The organism is Tabrizicola soli (assembly GCF_015999335.1).
In the GTDB taxonomy this organism is placed as follows: domain Bacteria; phylum Pseudomonadota; class Alphaproteobacteria; order Rhodobacterales; family Rhodobacteraceae; genus Tabrizicola; species Tabrizicola soli.
The window spans coordinates 1-16,882 of record NZ_JAEACP010000039.1 but is presented as its reverse complement, the minus strand read 5'-3'; the positions used below and the strand labels follow the sequence as shown (position 1 = coordinate 16,882).

Genomic DNA, 16,882 nt, shown 5'->3' with positions numbered 1-16,882 from the left:
GGCCGGCTGAAGGACTGGAGACGCGTTGCCACCCGATACGACAGATGCCCGGAAACCTTCTTCTCCGCTATCGCCCTCGCAGCAACCGTCATGTTCTGGCTCTGAAACTCAATGAGTCTGGAGCCTAGGTTCGCTGCAGCCCTCGCGGTGCATGGACAGGCAGTGTTGGCAGGAGAGATATCAAAATGACGCTCAATCATGGCCAAGGCCGCAGCTCCGCGAGCGTGATCAGAAGGCAAGACCGCAAAGAGCGCGCCGGTTTTTTCATGGAGAGGTGTCGACTGAAGATGAAAGTCGTGTGCCACCGAGGCGAATATTCCGGCCGGAAACATAAATGCGTTTCAACAAACGCTGTTGTGAAAGCCGCGAATGACTTTTCAAGAGTAAACTCGAAACTTCAGGCGACCTGTTCTCGTGAGAGCCATGCTGCCAGCCCCGTTGACAGTCACTGTCATGCGCTTCTTCAGCGCTACAACCCCACGATAGAACCTTTGATCTCCTTTCGTTCATCCCGAGCTAGCCCGCGCCCCTTTATGAGCGCATAGACTGCCGGGATCACGACCAGCGTCAAGATCGTCGAAGACACCATGCCGCCGATCATCGGCACTGCGATGCGGCTCATCACTTCGGACCCGGTGCCGTGTGCCCAGAGGATCGGCATCAGGCCCGCCATGATGGCCACCACCGTCATCATCTTGGGCCGGACCCGTTCCACCGCTCCGACCATGATCGCGGCGTCTAGATCGGTACGGGTGAAGGAGCGGCCCGAGCTGACGACGTCGGCCCTGCGTTCGGCGAGGGCATGGTCGAGGTAGATCAGCATGATCACCCCGGTTTCTGCCGCGACACCGGCCAGTGCGATGAACCCGACGGCCACCGCGACAGACGTGTTGAATCCCATCCACCACATCAGCCACACGCCACCCACCAACGCGAAGGGCAGCGACAGCATGACAATCAGCGTTTCGGTCAGGCGGCGAAAATTCAGGAACAAGAGTAGGAAGATCACCGCCAGGGTGACCGGCACCACGATGGCCAACCGCGCCTTGGCACGTTCGAGGTATTCGAACTGTCCACTCCAGCCCAACGAGTAGCCGGGCGGCAGCGCTACCTCGCGCGCCACCGCCGCCTGCGCCTCGGCGACGTAGCCGCCCAGATCGCGGCCTGCGATATCGACGAAAATATATACCGCCAACTGCCCATTCTCGGTGCGGATCGACGTAGCTCCGCGTGTCCGCTCCACCTTGGCCACCTCACCCAAGGGCACGGTTCCGCCACCGGGCAGCGCCACCTGCACTTCGCGCGCGATGGCATCGGGGTCTTGCCGCAGCGCCGCCGGATAGCGCAGTGCCACGTTGTAGCGCTCGCGCCCCTCCACGGTCTGGGTGATCGCCTCGGCCCCCAGCGCCATGGCGATGACTTCCTGCACATCCCGGATGGACAGGCCGTAGCGCGCCATCCTTTCCCGGTCGGGCACGATATCGAGATAATAGCCGCCGATCACCCGTTCGGCATAGGCGCTACTGGTGCCAGGAACGTTGCGCAGAACCGATTCGACCTGCCGTGCGATTGCCTCCATCTCGGTCAGATCGGTGCCGAAGACCTTGACCCCGACAGGGGTGCGGATTCCGGTCGCCAGCATGTCGATGCGGGCGCGGATTGGTTGGGTCCAGACATTCGAGACACCGGGGAATTGCAGGGCGGCGTCCATTTCGGCGCGAAGGCTTTCCATCGATACGCCGGGGCGCCATTCGTCTTTCGGCTTTAGCTGGATGATCGTCTCGAACATCTCTGTTGGCGCGGGGTCGGTAGCAGTCATTGCACGGCCTGCTTTGCCGAAGACTGTCAGGACTTCGGGAAAGGTGCGGATGATGCGGTCCTGCATCTGCAAAAGTTCCGCCGCCTTGGTGACGGACAGACCCGGCAGCGTGGTCGGCATGTACATCAGCGTGCCCTCGTCCAGTGCCGGCATGAATTCCGACCCCAGCTGGCGCGCGGGCCAGACGGTGGCGACAAGCGCCATCAGCGCTAGAACGATTGTGAACACCCGCGCCCTGAGCACCCATGCAATGACCGGACGATAGAGCGCGATGAGGATGCGGTTCACCGGGTTTTTGTGTTCCGACACGATCCGCCCACGCACGAAGATCACCATCAACGCAGGCACCAGCGTGACCGACAACAGCGCCGCCGCTGCCATGGCGAATGTCTTGGTTGCGGCGAGCGGGCCGAACAGACGCCCCTCTTGCCCTTCCAGCGCAAAGATCGGCAGGAACGACACGGTGATGACGAGAAGGCTGAAAAACAGCGCCGGTCCGACCTCGGACGCGGCCTCGATCAAAACCTCGGCCCGCGGCTTGCCTGGCTCGGCGCGTTCCAGATGTTTGTGCGCGTTTTCGATCATCACGATGGCGGCGTCGATCATCGCACCGATGGCGATGGCGATGCCGCCAAGGCTCATGATGTTGCCACCGATTCCAAGCGCGCGCATGGCGGTGAAGGCCATGAGCAGGCCCACTGGCAGCATGATGATCGCCACCAGCGAGGACCGGACATGCAGCAGGAAGACGAACGTGACCAGCGCCACGACAAGGCTTTCTTCCAGTAGCGTGGTGCGCAGGGTGTCGATGGCGGACAGGATCAAGTTCGACCGGTCGTAGACGGTGACGATCTCCACCTCCTCGGGCAGGCCCTGCCGGATCTCATCGATCTCGGCCTTGGCATTGTCGATCACGTCAAGCGCATTGGCCCCGACCCTTTGCAGCACGATCCCGCTGGCCACCTCGCCTTCGCCGTCGAGTTCGGCGATGCCCCGACGTTCGTCCGGCACGATCTCGACCCGCGCCACGTCACGCAACAGGACCGGCACGCCACCCTCTGCGCGGATCGGCACCATTTCCAGGTCGGCGATCCCCTCCAGATAGCCGCGCCCGCGCACCATGAACTCGAATTCCGACAGCTCGACCGTGCGCCCGCCGGTGTCCATGTTGCTGGCGGCGACGGCCTCGCCGATCTCTGACAACGTGACACCGAGCGCCCGCATCCGCACCGGATCGACGGTGACCGAGTATTGCTTGACGAAGCCGCCGACGCTGGCCACTTCGGACACGCCATCGGCGCGGCTGATGGCAAAGCGCATCACCCAGTCCTGCAAGGACCGCAACTCGGCCAGGCTGAGGTTCTCGCCCTTCAGCGCGTATTGATAGACCCAGCCGACGCCAGTGGCGTCCGGACCGAGGGCGGGTGTCACGCCATCCGGCAGACGCGCAGCAGCGGCGTTGAGGTATTCCAGAACGCGGGAGCGTGCCCAGTAGGGGTCCACCCCGTCCTCGAAGATCACATAGACAAAAGAGATGCCGAAGAACGAGAACCCCCGCACCACGCGCGATTGCGGCACGGTCAACATTGCCGAGGTCAGGGGATAGGTCACCTGATCCTCGACCACCTGAGGCGCTTGCCCCGGATACTCGGTCAGCACGATCACCTGTACGTCTGACAGGTCGGGAATGGCGTCGATCGGCAGAGTGCGCAGTGACCACAGGCCCGCCGCCACGGTGAAGACGGTCGCAAACAGCACCAGCAGTACGTTTCTGGCAGACCAGGCGATGATCTGGGCGATCATGGCTTCGCCTCCGGCGCGGAGTCGGGAGCTGCAAGGGCTGCAAGGGCCGCGTTGAGGTTGCTTTCCGCGTCAATCAGGAACGTGGCCGCGCTGACCACCACGTCGCCAGCCACAACTCCGCTGACGATCTCGATCATGCCTCCGCCCCTGCGCCCGACGATCACCGGCTCGGGCCGGAACCGGCCTTCGCCCAGATCAAGGATCACCACCTGCCGGTCGCGGGTGTCGATGAATGCGCCTTCTGGCACCTGTACGACCGGTGTCTGGTCCAGCATGATTTCCACGTCCGCGAACATGTTGGCGCGCAACAGGCCATCGGGATTGGGAAGTTCGATCCGCAACTTGGCCGTGCGGGTCAGCAGGTCGAGTTCAGGGTAGATGGTGGCGATCCGACCCGGCGTCGCTTCCTCGCCGAGGCCCTGAAAACTGACCCGCACCTCGGACCCCGGGACGATGTCCGTTAAAGCGGACTCCGGCACTTCAGCGATCACCCAGACGGTCGAGACATCGGCGATCCGAAAGAGGGTTTCGCCGGCCTCGGACATCATGCCTTCGACCGCCATCCGTTCCAGAACCACCCCGCTACGCGGGGCCATGATCGGGATGCTGACGGTTGTCTGACCTTCGATGGCAATCCGGTCAATGACCTCGCCCGGCACGCCGAGATTTTCCAGCCTTTGTCGCGCGCCCTCTCGCTGTCTCCCTTCTGACCGAACATCGGTCACGAACTGCGCAAGTGCCGATGCGATCTCTGGTGAGTAAATTGTCACCAGCGGCGCACCTTCGGCAATCGTGCTCCCGGTGGTCACATCCGCCACAGTCTCGATGAAAGCATCGGCGCGCAGCGAAATGACGCTGATCTTGCGCTCATCCAGCACCACGATCCCCGGCGCGCGCAGGGATGCGGCCAGCGGTGCCAGCACGGCCTCACTTGTCCGCACCCCGGTCCGTTGCCGTTTGCCGGGTGAGACAGTAACCGACCCTTCGTCACCATCGCCACCCTCATAGACCGGAATGTAGTCCATACCCATCGAGTCCTTCTTCGGCACCGGCGAGGTGTCGGGCAGACCCATCGGGTTGCGGTAGTAAAGTACGGTGCGCTCGCCCCCTTCCTCGGGGGCGGGCGCGGCGACAGGCTTGTCGGACGGGTCCAGCGAGATGTCCTCGCTGGACCGCACTGGCAGGAAGGCGCGGCCATCCGCTGTCACGGCTTCTGTGCCCGACCATTCCGGCAGCCCGTCCGGGTGGCGCCAATAGATGACGGCTCCGGTCGGTTCCGGTGCGGGCATCGCTGCGACATCGCGGCCCAGCAGCATGGAGACCTGCATCACGGCAGCGTCCTGCAGGCTACTGACGGTGAAGCCCCGCTCTCCAGCAGCCAGCCCGCCCCAGGCGGCGGCCCCTGCCACGACGCCGAGTGTCACCAATCTAGCCGCGCCGCTCATGGACCGGCCTGCAGCTCGATTTCGGCCGAAACGGTTTCAGGTTCGCCCTGAACCTTGGCCGCGACCGAGAACCTCCAACCGCCGGCCATCGTCAGATCGGTGGTAAAGCGGTAGTTTCCGGGCACGTCGGAGGGCATCGCCGTTACCGGCGTAGTCATCATTTCCATCCCGTCTGGGGCCATGTCCATGCGGGTTGCGTAGATGACAGCTCCTTCGACCGGCTTGCCGGTGCGAAGGTCGGTCAGCCGAACTTCGAGGATTGCGCCTGAGCCGACGCTGTGATCGGTGGAAACCAGATCGAAGCGATAATCCTCTGCGCCTGCCAAGACAGCGGACGAGGACACTGCTAGCGCAAGCACAGCGCCGCAGAAACCAGCGTAAGTCGTTTTCATAGGAAGTAACCCCATTGGATTGATTGAAGCCTTGCCCCGATCGCCCAAGAGGCGCGGGTGCAACCGGTATCATCTGCGCGTCAAGACACGCGGCGGGGTCAGGTGCGGGGAGGTTGCTTCAAGCCATCTGGTGGCAACCCGGACGGCGGAGGTTGCTCCGGCATCATCAGGGACACGATGGCCTCGGGAGAATTGAACAGCACTTCTGGAGTCTGCGGCAGGGCAAGGGACGGAACTCCGCACCGCATCATCATCATGCAAGCGGCACCACAGGCCGGATCCTCGGGGCAGTCGCCTTCGCAGCAAGGATCCGACACTGCGGCAATTTCGGCTGCAAGGCTGGCCGATGCCTCAAAGGCCGTGGCCCCAAACAGGGGCACAACCAACAGCAGAGCCAGAAATGATCAAAAATCGCAGCCATTCGCCCTGAATGGCACAGCTCGGACGATCCGGCAACACACGTCCGATTGATCTTTCAACTGCGCAGCGGGTGCACATCCCAACTGGCAGGACGCCAAATGACCATCAGGTTCCTCTGGGAACCAGGAGGATGATTGCGGCACCTACGACGCAGAGAACCGCTCCGGTCACATCCCAGATGTCAGGTCGCTGCTTTTCGACGGCCCAAAGCCAGCCAAGCGAGGCTGCAATATAGACCCCACCATAGGCCGCGTAGGCGCGGCCAGCAAAATCGGAAGGGGCCAGGGTCAGTAGCCAAGCGAATGCCGCCAGACTGAGGAGACCGGGCACAAGCCAGAGGGCACTCGCACCCTGCCTCATCCAGGCCCAGACCGCAAAACAGCCGACGATCTCGGCCAAAGCGGCACTTGCGTAAACAAGGATCGTCATCATTTGACATGCCGTCCCGGCAGGCGAAACTCTCCGAATATCGCGCAGTCGGCGGCGGTTCCCGTCCTGCACCCTTCATTGCATCGAACGAGGATTGCGGTCAGGTCTGCCTCCAAAGCCTTCAGTTCCGCCCGTCTCGCACGCAGAGCGCGGATATGGTCCTCGACCACGGGGCGCGCTGTGGCGCAGGCGGATGCGGGGGCGTCTGCCGCAGTAAGCAGGTCACGGACCTGAGGTATCCCCAGACCAAAATCACGCGCTCGCCGGATAAACGCCAGTCGGGCGACATCAGCCTGACCGTAGGACCGTCTTCCAGCTTCGCTGCGCAAGGGTGCCGCCAGCAGACCGATGCTTTCGTAATACCGGATCGTCGGCGGCGTGCACCCTGACCTGTCCGCGAGTTGGCCGATGGAGAATGCCATCACACGATCTCCCCAAAATTCAACTTGCTCTTAAAGTAACTTGAAGAGCTAGACCACCTCAAGATGCAGATACGGAGGATCTCATGGTTTCGCGAAGACTTGTCATCACCGGAACAGTCGCGGCCTGCGCTGCCTGTTGTGCCCCGCTTGTCGTGCCTTTGGTCTGGCCTGCGCTCATTGCCGCCGGACTGGCTGGAACCGGGGGCTTAGTAAGCGGATGGCTGGCCAGCCTACCCCTCGATGTGATCTTGTGCAGTGCCATCGCGCTGGCCGTTCTGGCTGGCGGCGCGATGTGGCTTCGGAAACGTGGACGGCAAATGAAACAGGTTTCCAACCTTGCCGATGGTGCCCAATGTGACCTTGAAAGCTGTGGACCTGAACGCAAGAAGGCGGCCGCCACATAAAGCACGCGGCAAGAGGCTCACCTATTCCAGATGGTCTGCGTGCGGATGACAATGATCGGTTGCGCAATGGGCGTGATCTCCCAGCACCTCGATCACCCGGCAATCGGCGATCTTCCCGCCTGCACATTGCACGACCATGCGTTCCAGTTCGGCCTTGAGCGCGGTCAGACGCGCCAGGCGGCTTTCAACCTCAGCTAGCTGCGCCCTGGCGATGGCGTCGGCGGCGGCGCAAGACTGATCGGGCCTGTCCGACAGGCTCAGAAGATCGCGGATTGCTTCGAGCGTAAAACCCAGACTGCGGGCGTGCCGGATGAACGCTAGACGCTCCAGCGCCTTTCGGCTGTAGAGCCGCTGATTGCCCGCGCTACGTTCGGCCTCTGGCAAGAGGCCGATCTGCTCGTAGTAGCGGATCGTCGGAACCTTCACACCGGCAGCGTCTCCCAATTTTCCGATGGTCAGCATCACATTCCCCTTGAAGCTCTAGTTGCTAGAGAACTTAGGTTCCTGATTCGATAAGGGCAACTGTCCGCTTCCGGGCAGGAGGGAAGACGATGTCGGGTTCAAAAAGCGAAGAATTCTGCGACTGGACCGTGTCCGGTATGGACTGCGGGTCCTGCGCGACGAAGATCAAGGATGCGGTTTCGCGTTTGCCCGGGGTGAGCGATGTCCAGGTCGCGATCATGTCGGAACGCCTGCGTCTGACGCTGGATGAGGCGCAGACCGGACGCGACAAGGTCGAAAAGACCGTGCGCGCCCTTGGATACGGGATCGAACCCCGCAAGGCGGGCGCGAAGAAGGACTTCATGTTGCCCGGTGCCGCCAACAAGGCCGAAGACGAGGACGCCGCGGACCACAGCCGCGACGATGGCCACGATCATGCAGGGCACGACCACGGTCCGGCAGCGACGGCCAGCGCAAAGAGCGACGATTCCGGCCACGGCAGCCCAGGCCATGTCCATGATGACCCCGCCGATCGGGGCAAGCGCTGGTATCAGACCGGCAAGGGTAAGCTTGTAATCTTCACTGCCCTGTTGTTGGGTGCGGCGTGGATCATCGAGTATCTGGCGCCGGAGATCGGCAGATGGGCCTTCGTCGCCGCCTGCCTGATCGGTGTCGCCCCCGTCGCACAACGTGCTTTCGCCGCGCTGCGGATGGGCCAGCCCTTCACCATCGAAAGTCTGATGACGGTTGCCGCCATCGGCGCCCTGTTCATCGACGCGGCCGAGGAGGCGGCGCTGGTCGTGTTCCTGTTCGCTGTGGGCGAAGTGCTGGAGGGCGTGGCGGCGGGCAAGGCGCGGGACGGGATCCGGGCGCTGGCAAACCTCGTGCCCAAGACCGCGCTTCTGGAGATCGACGGCAAGCCGCAGGACGTCCCGGCAGCCAGCCTGGCGGTCGGGCAGACCGTCCTTGTCCGTCCCGGCGACCGCATCCCGGCGGATGGCGAGATTTCCGAAGGCAACAGCGGCGTCGACGATAGCCCGGTGACGGGCGAAAGCGTGCCGGTCAACAAGGGGCCGGGCGACACGGTTTTCGCGGGCTCGATCAACACCGAGGCCGTCCTGCGGGTGAAAGTGACCAAGGGGCCGGAAGACAACACCATCGCCCGGATCATCCGGCTGGTGGAAGAGGCCGAGGAGGCGCGCGCGCCGACCGAACGTTTCATTGACCGTTTCAGCCGCTGGTACATGCCGCTGATCGTAGCGCTGTCGGTGCTGGTGATCCTGGTGCCGCCGCTGGCCTTTGGCGCGGACTGGAACACGTGGGTCTATCGCGGCCTGACGCTGCTTCTCATCGGCTGCCCCTGTGCCCTGGTCATCTCGGTCCCCGCCTCTATCGCCTCGGCGATGTCGACGGGCGCGCGGCGCGGGCTTTTGATGAAAGGCGGTGTCGTCATCGAAGCGGCGTCCAAGGTCAGCCGCATCGCGTTCGACAAGACCGGGACGCTGACGCATGGGCGCCCCAAGGTCACCGATGTCGTCACCTTCGGCACCACGACCGAGGCCGAACTGCTGGCCGTTGCCGCCGGGGTCGAGACCGGATCGAGCCACCCGCTTGCCGTCGCCATCCTGAACAAGGCGAAGGAGGCCGGGGTCGAGGCGCTGGCGTCGAAGGATGCCAAGGCGCTGATGGGCAGGGGCGTGGTCGCAACGGTCGGTGATGCCCCGGCCTGGGTCGCCTCGCCGCGCTATGCGATGGAGCTTGGCGGGCTGGAGGGCCTTGGCCTGCGGAAGGCGACGGTGTTCGAGGAGGAGGGCAAGACGGCCGTGGCAGTGTTCCGCGCGAAGACCCCGCTCGGCCTGATCGCCATGCGCGACGAACCGCGCGACGACGCCAAGGACGCGGTGCGCCAACTCAAGGCCATGGGGGTCGGCGCAGTCATCCTGACCGGGGACAACCCGCGCACGGCGGCGGCCATCGCGGGGGGCCTGGGGATGGAGTTCCAAGCCGACATGATGCCCGAGGACAAGCTGAAGTTCATCAAGACGATGCACGACGAGGGCGGCGTGATGATGATTGGCGACGGGATCAACGACGCGCCCGCGCTGAAGCAGGCCAATGTCGGCGTGGCGATGGGGTCCGGGACCGATGTGGCGCTGGAAACCGCCGATGCGGCTATCCTGCGCGACCGGGTGACCGACATCCCGGCGGTGATCCGGCTGTCGCGGGCCGCAATGGCCAACATCCGCCAGAACGTTACCATCGCGCTTGGCCTGAAGGCGGTGTTCCTGATGACTTCCGTCTTGGGGCTGACCGGCCTCTGGCTTGCGATCCTGGCTGATACCGGGGCGACCGTGCTGGTGACGCTGAACGCGCTGCGCCTGTTGCGGTTCAACCCGGAACGCGAGGCGTGACTCGATGATCTCGGGTTTTGGCTGCGCCGCGCTGGCCCTTCTGTTCGGCTATCTTGCGATGTTCTTCTGGGGGAGCGCGGTGGCAGCGCAGTCTGCGGGCCGGTCTGTCTGGCTGTTTTCGCGGGCAAAGGGGCGCGACCGGCTGGCCGCCATGGGATTCCGTGCGGCTTTTGCGATCGCTTTCTTCGGGCCGCTGGTCTGGCTTGCGATACCCCTGCTTCACAAGACCGATCCGCTCTGGACCGAGGGGCACGCCGTCATCCTTGGCCTGATCGGGGTCCTTGTCGCAGGCCTTGGCGCGATGGTGGCTTTCGCGGCGCAGATGTCGATGGGGTCGTCCTGGCGTGTTGGCGTGGTCGGCGGCGAGACCGGCGATCTCGTCTCTGGCGGGCTCTACCGCTTCAGCCGCAACCCGACCTTCGTCGGACAGGCGGCGTTGCTGGCAGGGGTCGCGCTGGCAGTCCCCTCTGCACCGACGGTCCTTGCGCCGATCCTGTTCATGTGGTCCGCCAGCACGCAGATCCGTTCGGAAGAGGCCGCCTTGCGCGCGGCAATCGGGTCGGACTATGACCGATACGCCGCATCGGTCCCGCGCTGGATCGGCATCAACCGCAAGGCTGAACCATGACCCGAACAAAGCTGATTTTCCTTATCGCCGCCACATTACTGGTGGACCAGTTGACCAAGGTCGCGGCGCTGTCGCTGCTTTCCCGGGGGATGGCGGTTCCGGTCTTTCCGGGCTTCAATCTTGCCCTCGGGTTCAACGAAGGCGCCAGCTTTGGCATGATGGGCGGCGTCATGGCAGGCAAGCCCCTGCTGATGGCGGCGCTGACCGGCGCACTGACGCTGATGTTTGCCGTCATGGCGTTCCGGGCACGCCACCCGTTCGAGAAGGCAGGCCTGGCGCTGATCGTTGGCGGGGCCCTTGGCAACATCATCGACCGGCTGCGGCAGGGGGCCGTCACCGACTTCCTCGATCTCTACTGGCAGGATTGGCACTGGCCCACCTTCAACGGTGCCGATATCGCCATCACGCTTGGGGCGCTGTTCATTCTTGTGGCCTCGCTTCCGTCACGCCGCAGCGAGGAGCCTGCTCTTGACCAGAACTGATGAACAGGCGCTGTCTCGCGACGATCTGGTGCTTACGCTCGCTTTCCTGATCGCCTTGGGGGCCACGTTTGGCGCGTTGTTCATCGGCGAGGTGCTGGGACAGATGCCCTGCACCCTGTGCTGGTATCAGCGCATCGCGATGTTCCCGCTGGTGCCGATCCTTGGCCTGTCGCTGTGGCGCGGGGATGGCAGCGCATGGCTTTATGCCCTGCCGCTGGTGCTGGCGGGTCTGGCGCTGGCCGCCTGGCACTCCGGGCTTTACGCTGGCATTCTTCCTGCGCCCATCGTGCCTTGCACCCAGAACGGCCCGTCCTGCACCGGCGAGGCGCAGATGATCCTGGGCGTACCCATCCCTTACCTTTCGCTGGCCGCCTTTGCCGCGATCCTTGCCTGTCTCATCCTGCCGAAAGGAAACCGCACATGAACCGCCGCACTGTGTTGATCGGGGCTTCCGCCCTTGGACTTGCCGCCTTCGGCGGTGGTGCCGTATTCCTGACCCGCCGCCGCGAGGCCGAGGCGCAAGCCGACGCTGCGACCGCCCCCGCAGTGGACGACTCGCTTCTGGTGCGCGCCCATTCGCCCATCCTTGGCCCGGTCGATGCCCCCGTCACGCTGGTCGAGTTCTTCGATCCCTCTTGCGAGGCCTGCCGGGCGTTCCATCCGATCATCGCAGAAATACGCCGCCAATTTCCGACCCAGATCAGGGTGGTCCTGCGCTACACTCTGTTCCACAAAGGGTCGGATGAAGCCGCGCGCATCCTCGAGGTGGCGCGGATGCAAGGCAAGTTCGAGCAGGTGCTCGACGCAATCTTTGAGAAACAGCCGGAATGGGCGCTGCACGACGGTCCGGACATGAAAATCGCGTGGCAAGCCGCGGGCGCCGTCGGGCTGGATCTGGCCAAAGCGGAAACCGACAAGATGTTCCCCGGGATCACGGCCACGATCAATCAGGACATGGCGGATGTGGAAGCGCTTGGTGTGAACCAGACGCCCACCTTCTACCTGCAAGGCAAGAAGCTTGAGATCGTCTCGGGTGAAAAGTTCTTCGAGGATGTCCGCCTTGCCATAGAGGGCACCTGACCCGCACCGGTCAGCTTCGGGCGACAAAGGCCGCGAAAAGCTCGAGCGTCCGCTCGCTTACATGATGCTCGATCCCTTCGGCGTCCCGCTCGGCCGTCTCGGGGTCGAGCCCGAGGCTAAGCAGGAACCGCAGAACGATGTCGTGCCGGTGGCGGCACTCCTTTGCCAGCGCCCTACCCTCTTCCGTGAGGAAGATCGACCGATACTTGGCCCGGGTGATCAGGCCGTCGCGGGCGAGCCGGTCAAGCGTCTTGGCGACGGTCGGTGCCGTCACGCCCATCCGGGTGGCGATGTCCACGGGGCGCGCCTCGCCCTGCGCGTGGATCAGTTCGGCGATCAGCTCGACGTAATCCTCTGCCAACTCGCGGCTACGCGCGGCGCGCACGCCCTGAAAAGCCTCCGCGCGCAGGTCGGGAGAGCGGTCATCACTGGTGGCCGACAGTGTGTGATGTGGATCATCGTTCATTGTCGGCGCAGTCTTGCACGAACCCCGTTGACAAGCAAACGCGCCGGGCAGATTGTTAGCCTTGTCTAACATTTCGCGCCACGCCTTTTGTGCGCGCCGGGAAAGCCTCATTCCATGCCTGCCGACCAAGACACTTCGGTTGACCCGTCGCGCCGCGCTTTGCTGGTCGGCGGACTCGTGGCCGCAGGCGGCGCTGCAATTGTCGCGGGAACCGCGCGTTCCCAGACCGCGCCCGACCCGATAGCCGGACACGACATGTCGGCGATGTCGGCCGATCCCTATGCCGCCCCGATGCCCGGCATGGCGCATGGCAACATGACCACCCTGGGTTCTGTCGATCATGCCCGCAACGGCTTCGACCCCACGGCCATGCTGACGGACTGGGACACCGGCACGACCGAGCTTCTGCCCGACGGCCGCACCCTGCGCACCTTCGAGGTCGAGGCTTACGACAAGGAAATCGAGATCGCCCCCGGCATCTTCTTTCCCGCCTGGAACCTACAACAACCGCGTCCCCGGCCCTGCCCTTCGGGCGAAGGAAGGCGAGAAGCTGCGCATCATCTTCCGCAACTTCGGCTCGCACCCGCATTCGATGCACTTCCACGGCATTCACTCTGCGCGGATGGACGGTGTTCCCGGTGCAGGACTGATCGGCCCCGGCGAAGAGTTCGTCTATGAGTTCGATGCCAAACCCTTCGGCTGTCACCTCTACCACTGCCACGCCCTGCCGCTGAAGCGGCACATGCACAAGGGCATGTACGGGTTGTTCGTGATCGACCCCGACCCTTCCCGGCAGACCGACCCCGCGCTTGCTGCCGTTGCTGCGTCACGCGTTCTGGGCAGCCCCGAAAATGCCCTTTGGCAGGAGCTGGCGATGGTGATGAACGCCTTCGACACCAATTTCGACGGTGGGAACGAAGTCTATGCGGTCAACACCGTGGGGCAGGCCTACATGAACGTGCCGATCCCGATCGACAAGACCCGGCCCGTGCGCATCTACCTCGTCAACGTGACCGAGTTCGACCCGATCAACTCGTTCCACCTGCACGCGAATTTCTTCGACTACTACGACACTGGCACGCAGCTGACGCCGACCCTGCGCACGGTCGATCTGATCATGCAGTGCCAGGCGCAGCGCGGCATCCTCGAGTTCAGCTTCGCCGACCATGAGGACGGCATGTACATGTTCCACGCCCATCAATCCGAGTTCACCGAGCTGGGCTGGGTCGGCATGTTCGACGTGCGGGGGCCGGGGGCATGAGCGACCAGAGCCAACCGACCCGTTCCCCGCTGATCCGGCTTCTGCTGGTGTTCCTGCCTCTGGCGGCCATTCTGGTGTCTTTCGTCTTGATCGCCTCGCTCGATCCGTTGCGCGGCTTCAACAACGGTGCCCCACCGGTCGAGTCGCTCACCGTCGAGCGGACGATCCTCGACAGTACCGGCATCCAGGTTCTTGTGCGTGCGGGCGGGTCGGAGGCGATGCAGATCGCGCAGGTTGCCGTCGATGACGCCTACTGGACCTTCACGCAGGACCCGTCGGGACCGATTGCGCGCGGCAGTGCCGTCTGGGTGCAGATCCCCTACCCGTGGGTGCTGGGCGAGGCGCATCAAGTGGCCCTCGTGACCAACACCGGCACTGTGTTCGGGCACGAAATCGCTGTTGCCGTGCCCACGCCGCAGGCATCCGGGGGGCAGCTTCAGTTACAGGCGCTGGTCGGCGCGCTGGTCGGTTTGCTGCCTGTCGCCCTCGGGCTGATGTTCTACCCGGCGATGCGCGGCTTCGGCACTTCCGGCATGAACTTCGTGCTGGCGCTGACCGTCGGCATGCTGGCCTTCCTGCTCCTCGACATGATGGGCGAGGCCACCGAACTCGCGGCTGAGGCAGCCGCGCTGTTCCAAGGATCGGCCATGGTCTGGCTGTCGGCTCTCGCGAGTTTCCTTCTCCTCATGGCCATCGGGCGCTGGCGCGGACGGCCCGAGGGGCTGGCGCTGGCGTTCTACATCGCGCTCGGCATCGGGCTGCACAATTTCGGCGAAGGGCTGGCCATCGGTGGCGCCTTCGCTGCTGGTGCGGCGGGCCTCGGCACCTTCCTCGTTCTCGGCTTTGCGCTGCACAACGTGACCGAAGGCATCGGCATCGCAGCACCCATGCTGCGCATCCGCCCTCCGCTCTGGAGCTTTGCCGCGCTGACGCTGCTTGCCGGGGGACCCGCCGTGCTTGGGATCTGGGCCGGTAGCCTTGCCTACGCCCCGCAATGGTCGGCTTTCGCGCTTGCGGTCGGCGCCGGGGCGATCCTGCAGGTCATGGTCGAGGTCACGGCCTATCTTCAACGCCAGAACAGCGACCGGCAGGCGATCCTGTACTCTCCTGCTGTCCTCGGCGGCTTCCTCGGCGGGATTGCATTTATGTATGTGACGGCGGCACTGATCAAGGTTTGACCATCGGCGAACTGGGGCAACTGACCATTTTTCGCGCGCTCAGCCGGTTGTGGCAGGACGGTTTTCCGTAGCGGTGCAGATCGGACGACCTTCCGCCGTACGGAGCGGCAGCATGGTCGTCTCAACCGGGCCGACGTGCTCGTACCAGTAGCAGCCGTCCTCGGGCTGCAAGACCACTGCGCGCAGGTTCTGGTAGGGTGCGGCGATGGCCATCACGCCCTCGGGCAGCTCCTGCAGGAAGCGCGACGGCTCGTCGCCGATCCCTCCGACCGGTGCCACACAGGCTGAGAGCATCATCAAGGCGATCGCCAGCACCGCGGATCGCCCAGCACCGACCGTGCGGGGGAAACGCCCTGCCTTCGGAGTTCGCGAACTGAATTCCTTGCTCTTACCCGCAATCATGTTCAGGCCGTCAGCTCCACGTTGCCTTCTTCGGCCGGATACAGATGTGCCGTCACTCCGGTCTGAACCTGGTCGTAGAGATCGATGATGTGCGGCATAACCATGCGCACACAGCCGGAACTGGCCCGGCTGCCGATGGACCGCGGAAATGGCGTGCCGTGGATGCGCAGATAGGTGTCACGGCTACCGAGGAACAAGTAGAGCGCCCGCGACCCGAGCGCATTGCCAGGACCGGGATCCATGCCGTCGGCATACTGCGCGTAGGTCTCGGGTTCGCGCTCGATCATCTGTGGTGTGGGAGTCCACCTTGGCCACTTGGCCTTGCGGCCAATCGTATAGATGCCCGGCTCGTAGAGCCCGGACCGCCCGATGGCGACGCCATAGCGCATCGCAGTGCCGTCAGGCTGGATGTGGTAGAGATAGCGCGCGATCGCATCGACATGGATGTCGCCTGGCGTCAGCCCGGCGCGAGCCTCGACGCGGACCGGAAGCAGCCGCGGATGCAGGCCCCATGGATTGGTCGTAGCCGCAACATAGCCCGGGGGTGTCACCTGCGCATCCCAGGCTGCCCACTGGCCCTGAAGATCAGAGGCCGCGAAAGCCGGGGTCACAAGTGGCGCGGAGAAGAGAGCGGAAGTCATCATCAGGAAATGCCGTCGGGTCGACATGTTGTCTGCTTTCAGCTCAATTGAGGGCAGCGAGGTTTGCCGCGCACGACAAACACGGAATTGGACGTGAGAATGGCCTCCCATGTCCATTCAAGTCTGCGTGAAGGAGTCGGTACAAGGAGAATAGATGGCGACAGACGTATGTCAGAATGCTGGTCCCTTTGCAAAGGAGCTCGCTGGTCGCAAGGAATGCGCCACGATGGGGGCAGATCTGACAAGAGCGTGAACGCAAGAAACAGCCATTGCACCTCTACCCACTTGAGCACTTATCGTCTTCGCTCACGTTCGGGGGGCACGGCTGTTGATCGACCTTGATGGACCCTTGTTCGTCGGATCGGAAGGACCGCGCGTAGCGATCTGGCTACCAATTGGATTGATCTCTGGTGCCGTCTTTGTCTTGGCGCTGCCCCCCTTCTCGCTCCTGCCCTTCGCGTTACTGTCCTTCGCGGCTCTTTCACTGCTGCTGCGCGCGGCAACTGGCACATCTTCCATGCTCATTGGTTTTGCGTTCGGTCTTGGCCAGTTTGTGCCGGGGCTGTTCTGGATCACCGAGAGCTTTCAGGTCGAGGCCGACCGCTTCGGCGGACTGGCGCTGCCCGCCGTCCTAGGCTGCGGACTCATAAGCGCGGGTCCATAGTCTTGAGCAGACGAGAAGGACGGCGGCCAGGTAGTTGGTCGCGGTTTTTTCGTATCTGGTTGCGATCTTTCGGAACTGCTTGAGCTTGCTGAAG

17 protein-coding genes and 2 pseudogenes are annotated in these 16,882 nt (G+C 63.8%); 9 read left to right on the top strand and 10 right to left on the bottom strand.

The window, feature by feature from the left end; all coding sequences use genetic code 11:
- Positions 1-105 (top strand): annotated as a pseudogene (locus I7S92_RS22455) (IS5/IS1182 family transposase); the annotation flags it as partial.
- Between the two features lie 364 nt (positions 106-469).
- Here I7S92_RS22455 and I7S92_RS22450 read toward each other — a convergent pair.
- The 6 genes from I7S92_RS22450 to I7S92_RS22425 form a co-directional block, all read right to left on the bottom strand.
- Complete coding sequence (locus I7S92_RS22450) at positions 470-3,622, bottom strand: efflux RND transporter permease subunit (protein ID WP_197647733.1); 3,153 nt, start codon at positions 3,620-3,622, stop codon at positions 470-472.
- Positions 3,619-5,067 (bottom strand): efflux RND transporter periplasmic adaptor subunit, encoded by a 1,449-nt coding sequence (locus I7S92_RS22445; protein ID WP_105515898.1) that lies wholly within the window; start codon positions 5,065-5,067, stop codon positions 3,619-3,621. The genes I7S92_RS22450 and I7S92_RS22445 overlap by 4 nt, the downstream gene beginning before the upstream one ends.
- Entirely contained in the window at positions 5,064-5,459 is a 396-nt protein-coding gene (locus I7S92_RS22440; protein WP_197647732.1) for a FixH family protein, read from the bottom strand. The genes I7S92_RS22445 and I7S92_RS22440 overlap by 4 nt, the downstream gene beginning before the upstream one ends.
- Positions 5,460-5,984: 525 nt before the next feature.
- Complete coding sequence (locus I7S92_RS22435; protein ID WP_197647731.1) at positions 5,985-6,311, bottom strand: YnfA family protein; 327 nt, start codon at positions 6,309-6,311, stop codon at positions 5,985-5,987.
- Positions 6,308-6,730, bottom strand: a complete 423-nt coding sequence (locus I7S92_RS22430; RefSeq protein ID WP_197647730.1) for a MerR family transcriptional regulator — start codon at positions 6,728-6,730, stop codon at positions 6,308-6,310. Before I7S92_RS22430 ends, I7S92_RS22435 begins: the two co-directional genes overlap by 4 nt.
- Before the next feature lie 425 nt (positions 6,731-7,155).
- Positions 7,156-7,596 carry a MerR family transcriptional regulator gene (locus I7S92_RS22425; RefSeq protein ID WP_197647729.1) on the bottom strand — a complete coding sequence of 147 codons (441 nt, stop codon included), beginning with the start codon at positions 7,594-7,596 and terminating at the stop codon, positions 7,156-7,158.
- Between the two features lie 89 nt (positions 7,597-7,685).
- On the opposite strand from I7S92_RS22425, the gene I7S92_RS22420 reads away from it, so the two are divergent.
- Genes I7S92_RS22420 through I7S92_RS22400 form a run of 5 tightly spaced genes read left to right on the top strand, consistent with a single transcriptional unit; the run spans position 7,686 to position 12,176 of the window.
- Entirely contained in the window at positions 7,686-9,986 is a 2,301-nt protein-coding gene (locus I7S92_RS22420; protein WP_197647728.1) for a heavy metal translocating P-type ATPase, read from the top strand.
- A 4-nt stretch (positions 9,987-9,990) separates the two neighbouring features.
- Complete coding sequence (locus tag I7S92_RS22415) at positions 9,991-10,614, top strand: methyltransferase family protein (protein ID WP_197647727.1); 624 nt, start codon at positions 9,991-9,993, stop codon at positions 10,612-10,614.
- Positions 10,611-11,096 (top strand): signal peptidase II, encoded by a 486-nt coding sequence (gene lspA / locus I7S92_RS22410; RefSeq protein ID WP_197647726.1) that lies wholly within the window; start codon positions 10,611-10,613, stop codon positions 11,094-11,096. Before I7S92_RS22415 ends, lspA begins: the two co-directional genes overlap by 4 nt.
- The gene (locus I7S92_RS22405) at positions 11,083-11,520 is read left to right on the top strand and encodes a disulfide bond formation protein B (RefSeq protein WP_241699905.1); all 438 of its coding nucleotides are present in this window, start codon (positions 11,083-11,085) and stop codon (positions 11,518-11,520) included. Before lspA ends, I7S92_RS22405 begins: the two co-directional genes overlap by 14 nt.
- A complete protein-coding gene (locus tag I7S92_RS22400; RefSeq protein WP_035714079.1) occupies positions 11,517-12,176 on the top strand; it encodes a DsbA family protein in 660 nt (219 codons plus the stop codon). The genes I7S92_RS22405 and I7S92_RS22400 overlap by 4 nt, the downstream gene beginning before the upstream one ends.
- Positions 12,177-12,186: 10 nt before the next feature.
- On the opposite strand, the gene mntR is transcribed toward I7S92_RS22400, so the two are convergent.
- Positions 12,187-12,642, bottom strand: coding sequence for a manganese-binding transcriptional regulator MntR (gene mntR, locus I7S92_RS22395; RefSeq protein WP_051911394.1), 456 nt, complete (start codon positions 12,640-12,642; stop codon positions 12,187-12,189).
- Positions 12,643-13,192: 550 nt separating this feature from the next.
- On the opposite strand from mntR, the gene I7S92_RS22390 reads away from it, so the two are divergent.
- Positions 13,193-13,903: a multicopper oxidase domain-containing protein gene (locus tag I7S92_RS22390; protein ID WP_242070356.1), complete on the top strand. Its 711-nt coding sequence runs from the start codon at positions 13,193-13,195 to the stop codon at positions 13,901-13,903.
- Entirely contained in the window at positions 13,900-15,081 is a 1,182-nt protein-coding gene (locus I7S92_RS22385; protein WP_105516001.1) for a ZIP family metal transporter, read from the top strand. Before I7S92_RS22390 ends, I7S92_RS22385 begins: the two co-directional genes overlap by 4 nt.
- Before the next feature lie 39 nt (positions 15,082-15,120).
- Here the strand turns inward: I7S92_RS22385 and I7S92_RS22380 are convergent, their stop codons facing one another.
- Positions 15,121-15,396, bottom strand: coding sequence for a hypothetical protein (locus I7S92_RS22380; protein WP_035714143.1), 276 nt, complete (start codon positions 15,394-15,396; stop codon positions 15,121-15,123).
- Between the two features lie 89 nt (positions 15,397-15,485).
- Positions 15,486-16,151, bottom strand: a complete 666-nt coding sequence (locus I7S92_RS22375) for a L,D-transpeptidase (protein ID WP_197647734.1) — start codon at positions 16,149-16,151, stop codon at positions 15,486-15,488.
- Positions 16,152-16,452: 301 nt separating this feature from the next.
- Between I7S92_RS22375 and I7S92_RS22370 the strand changes: the two genes are divergently transcribed.
- Positions 16,453-16,788 carry a hypothetical protein gene (locus I7S92_RS22370; protein WP_197647725.1) on the top strand — a complete coding sequence of 112 codons (336 nt, stop codon included), beginning with the start codon at positions 16,453-16,455 and terminating at the stop codon, positions 16,786-16,788.
- Here the strand turns inward: I7S92_RS22370 and I7S92_RS22365 are convergent.
- Positions 16,756-16,882, bottom strand: a pseudogene (locus I7S92_RS22365) (IS5/IS1182 family transposase); the annotation flags it as partial. The gene I7S92_RS22370 and the pseudogene I7S92_RS22365 overlap by 33 nt on opposite strands.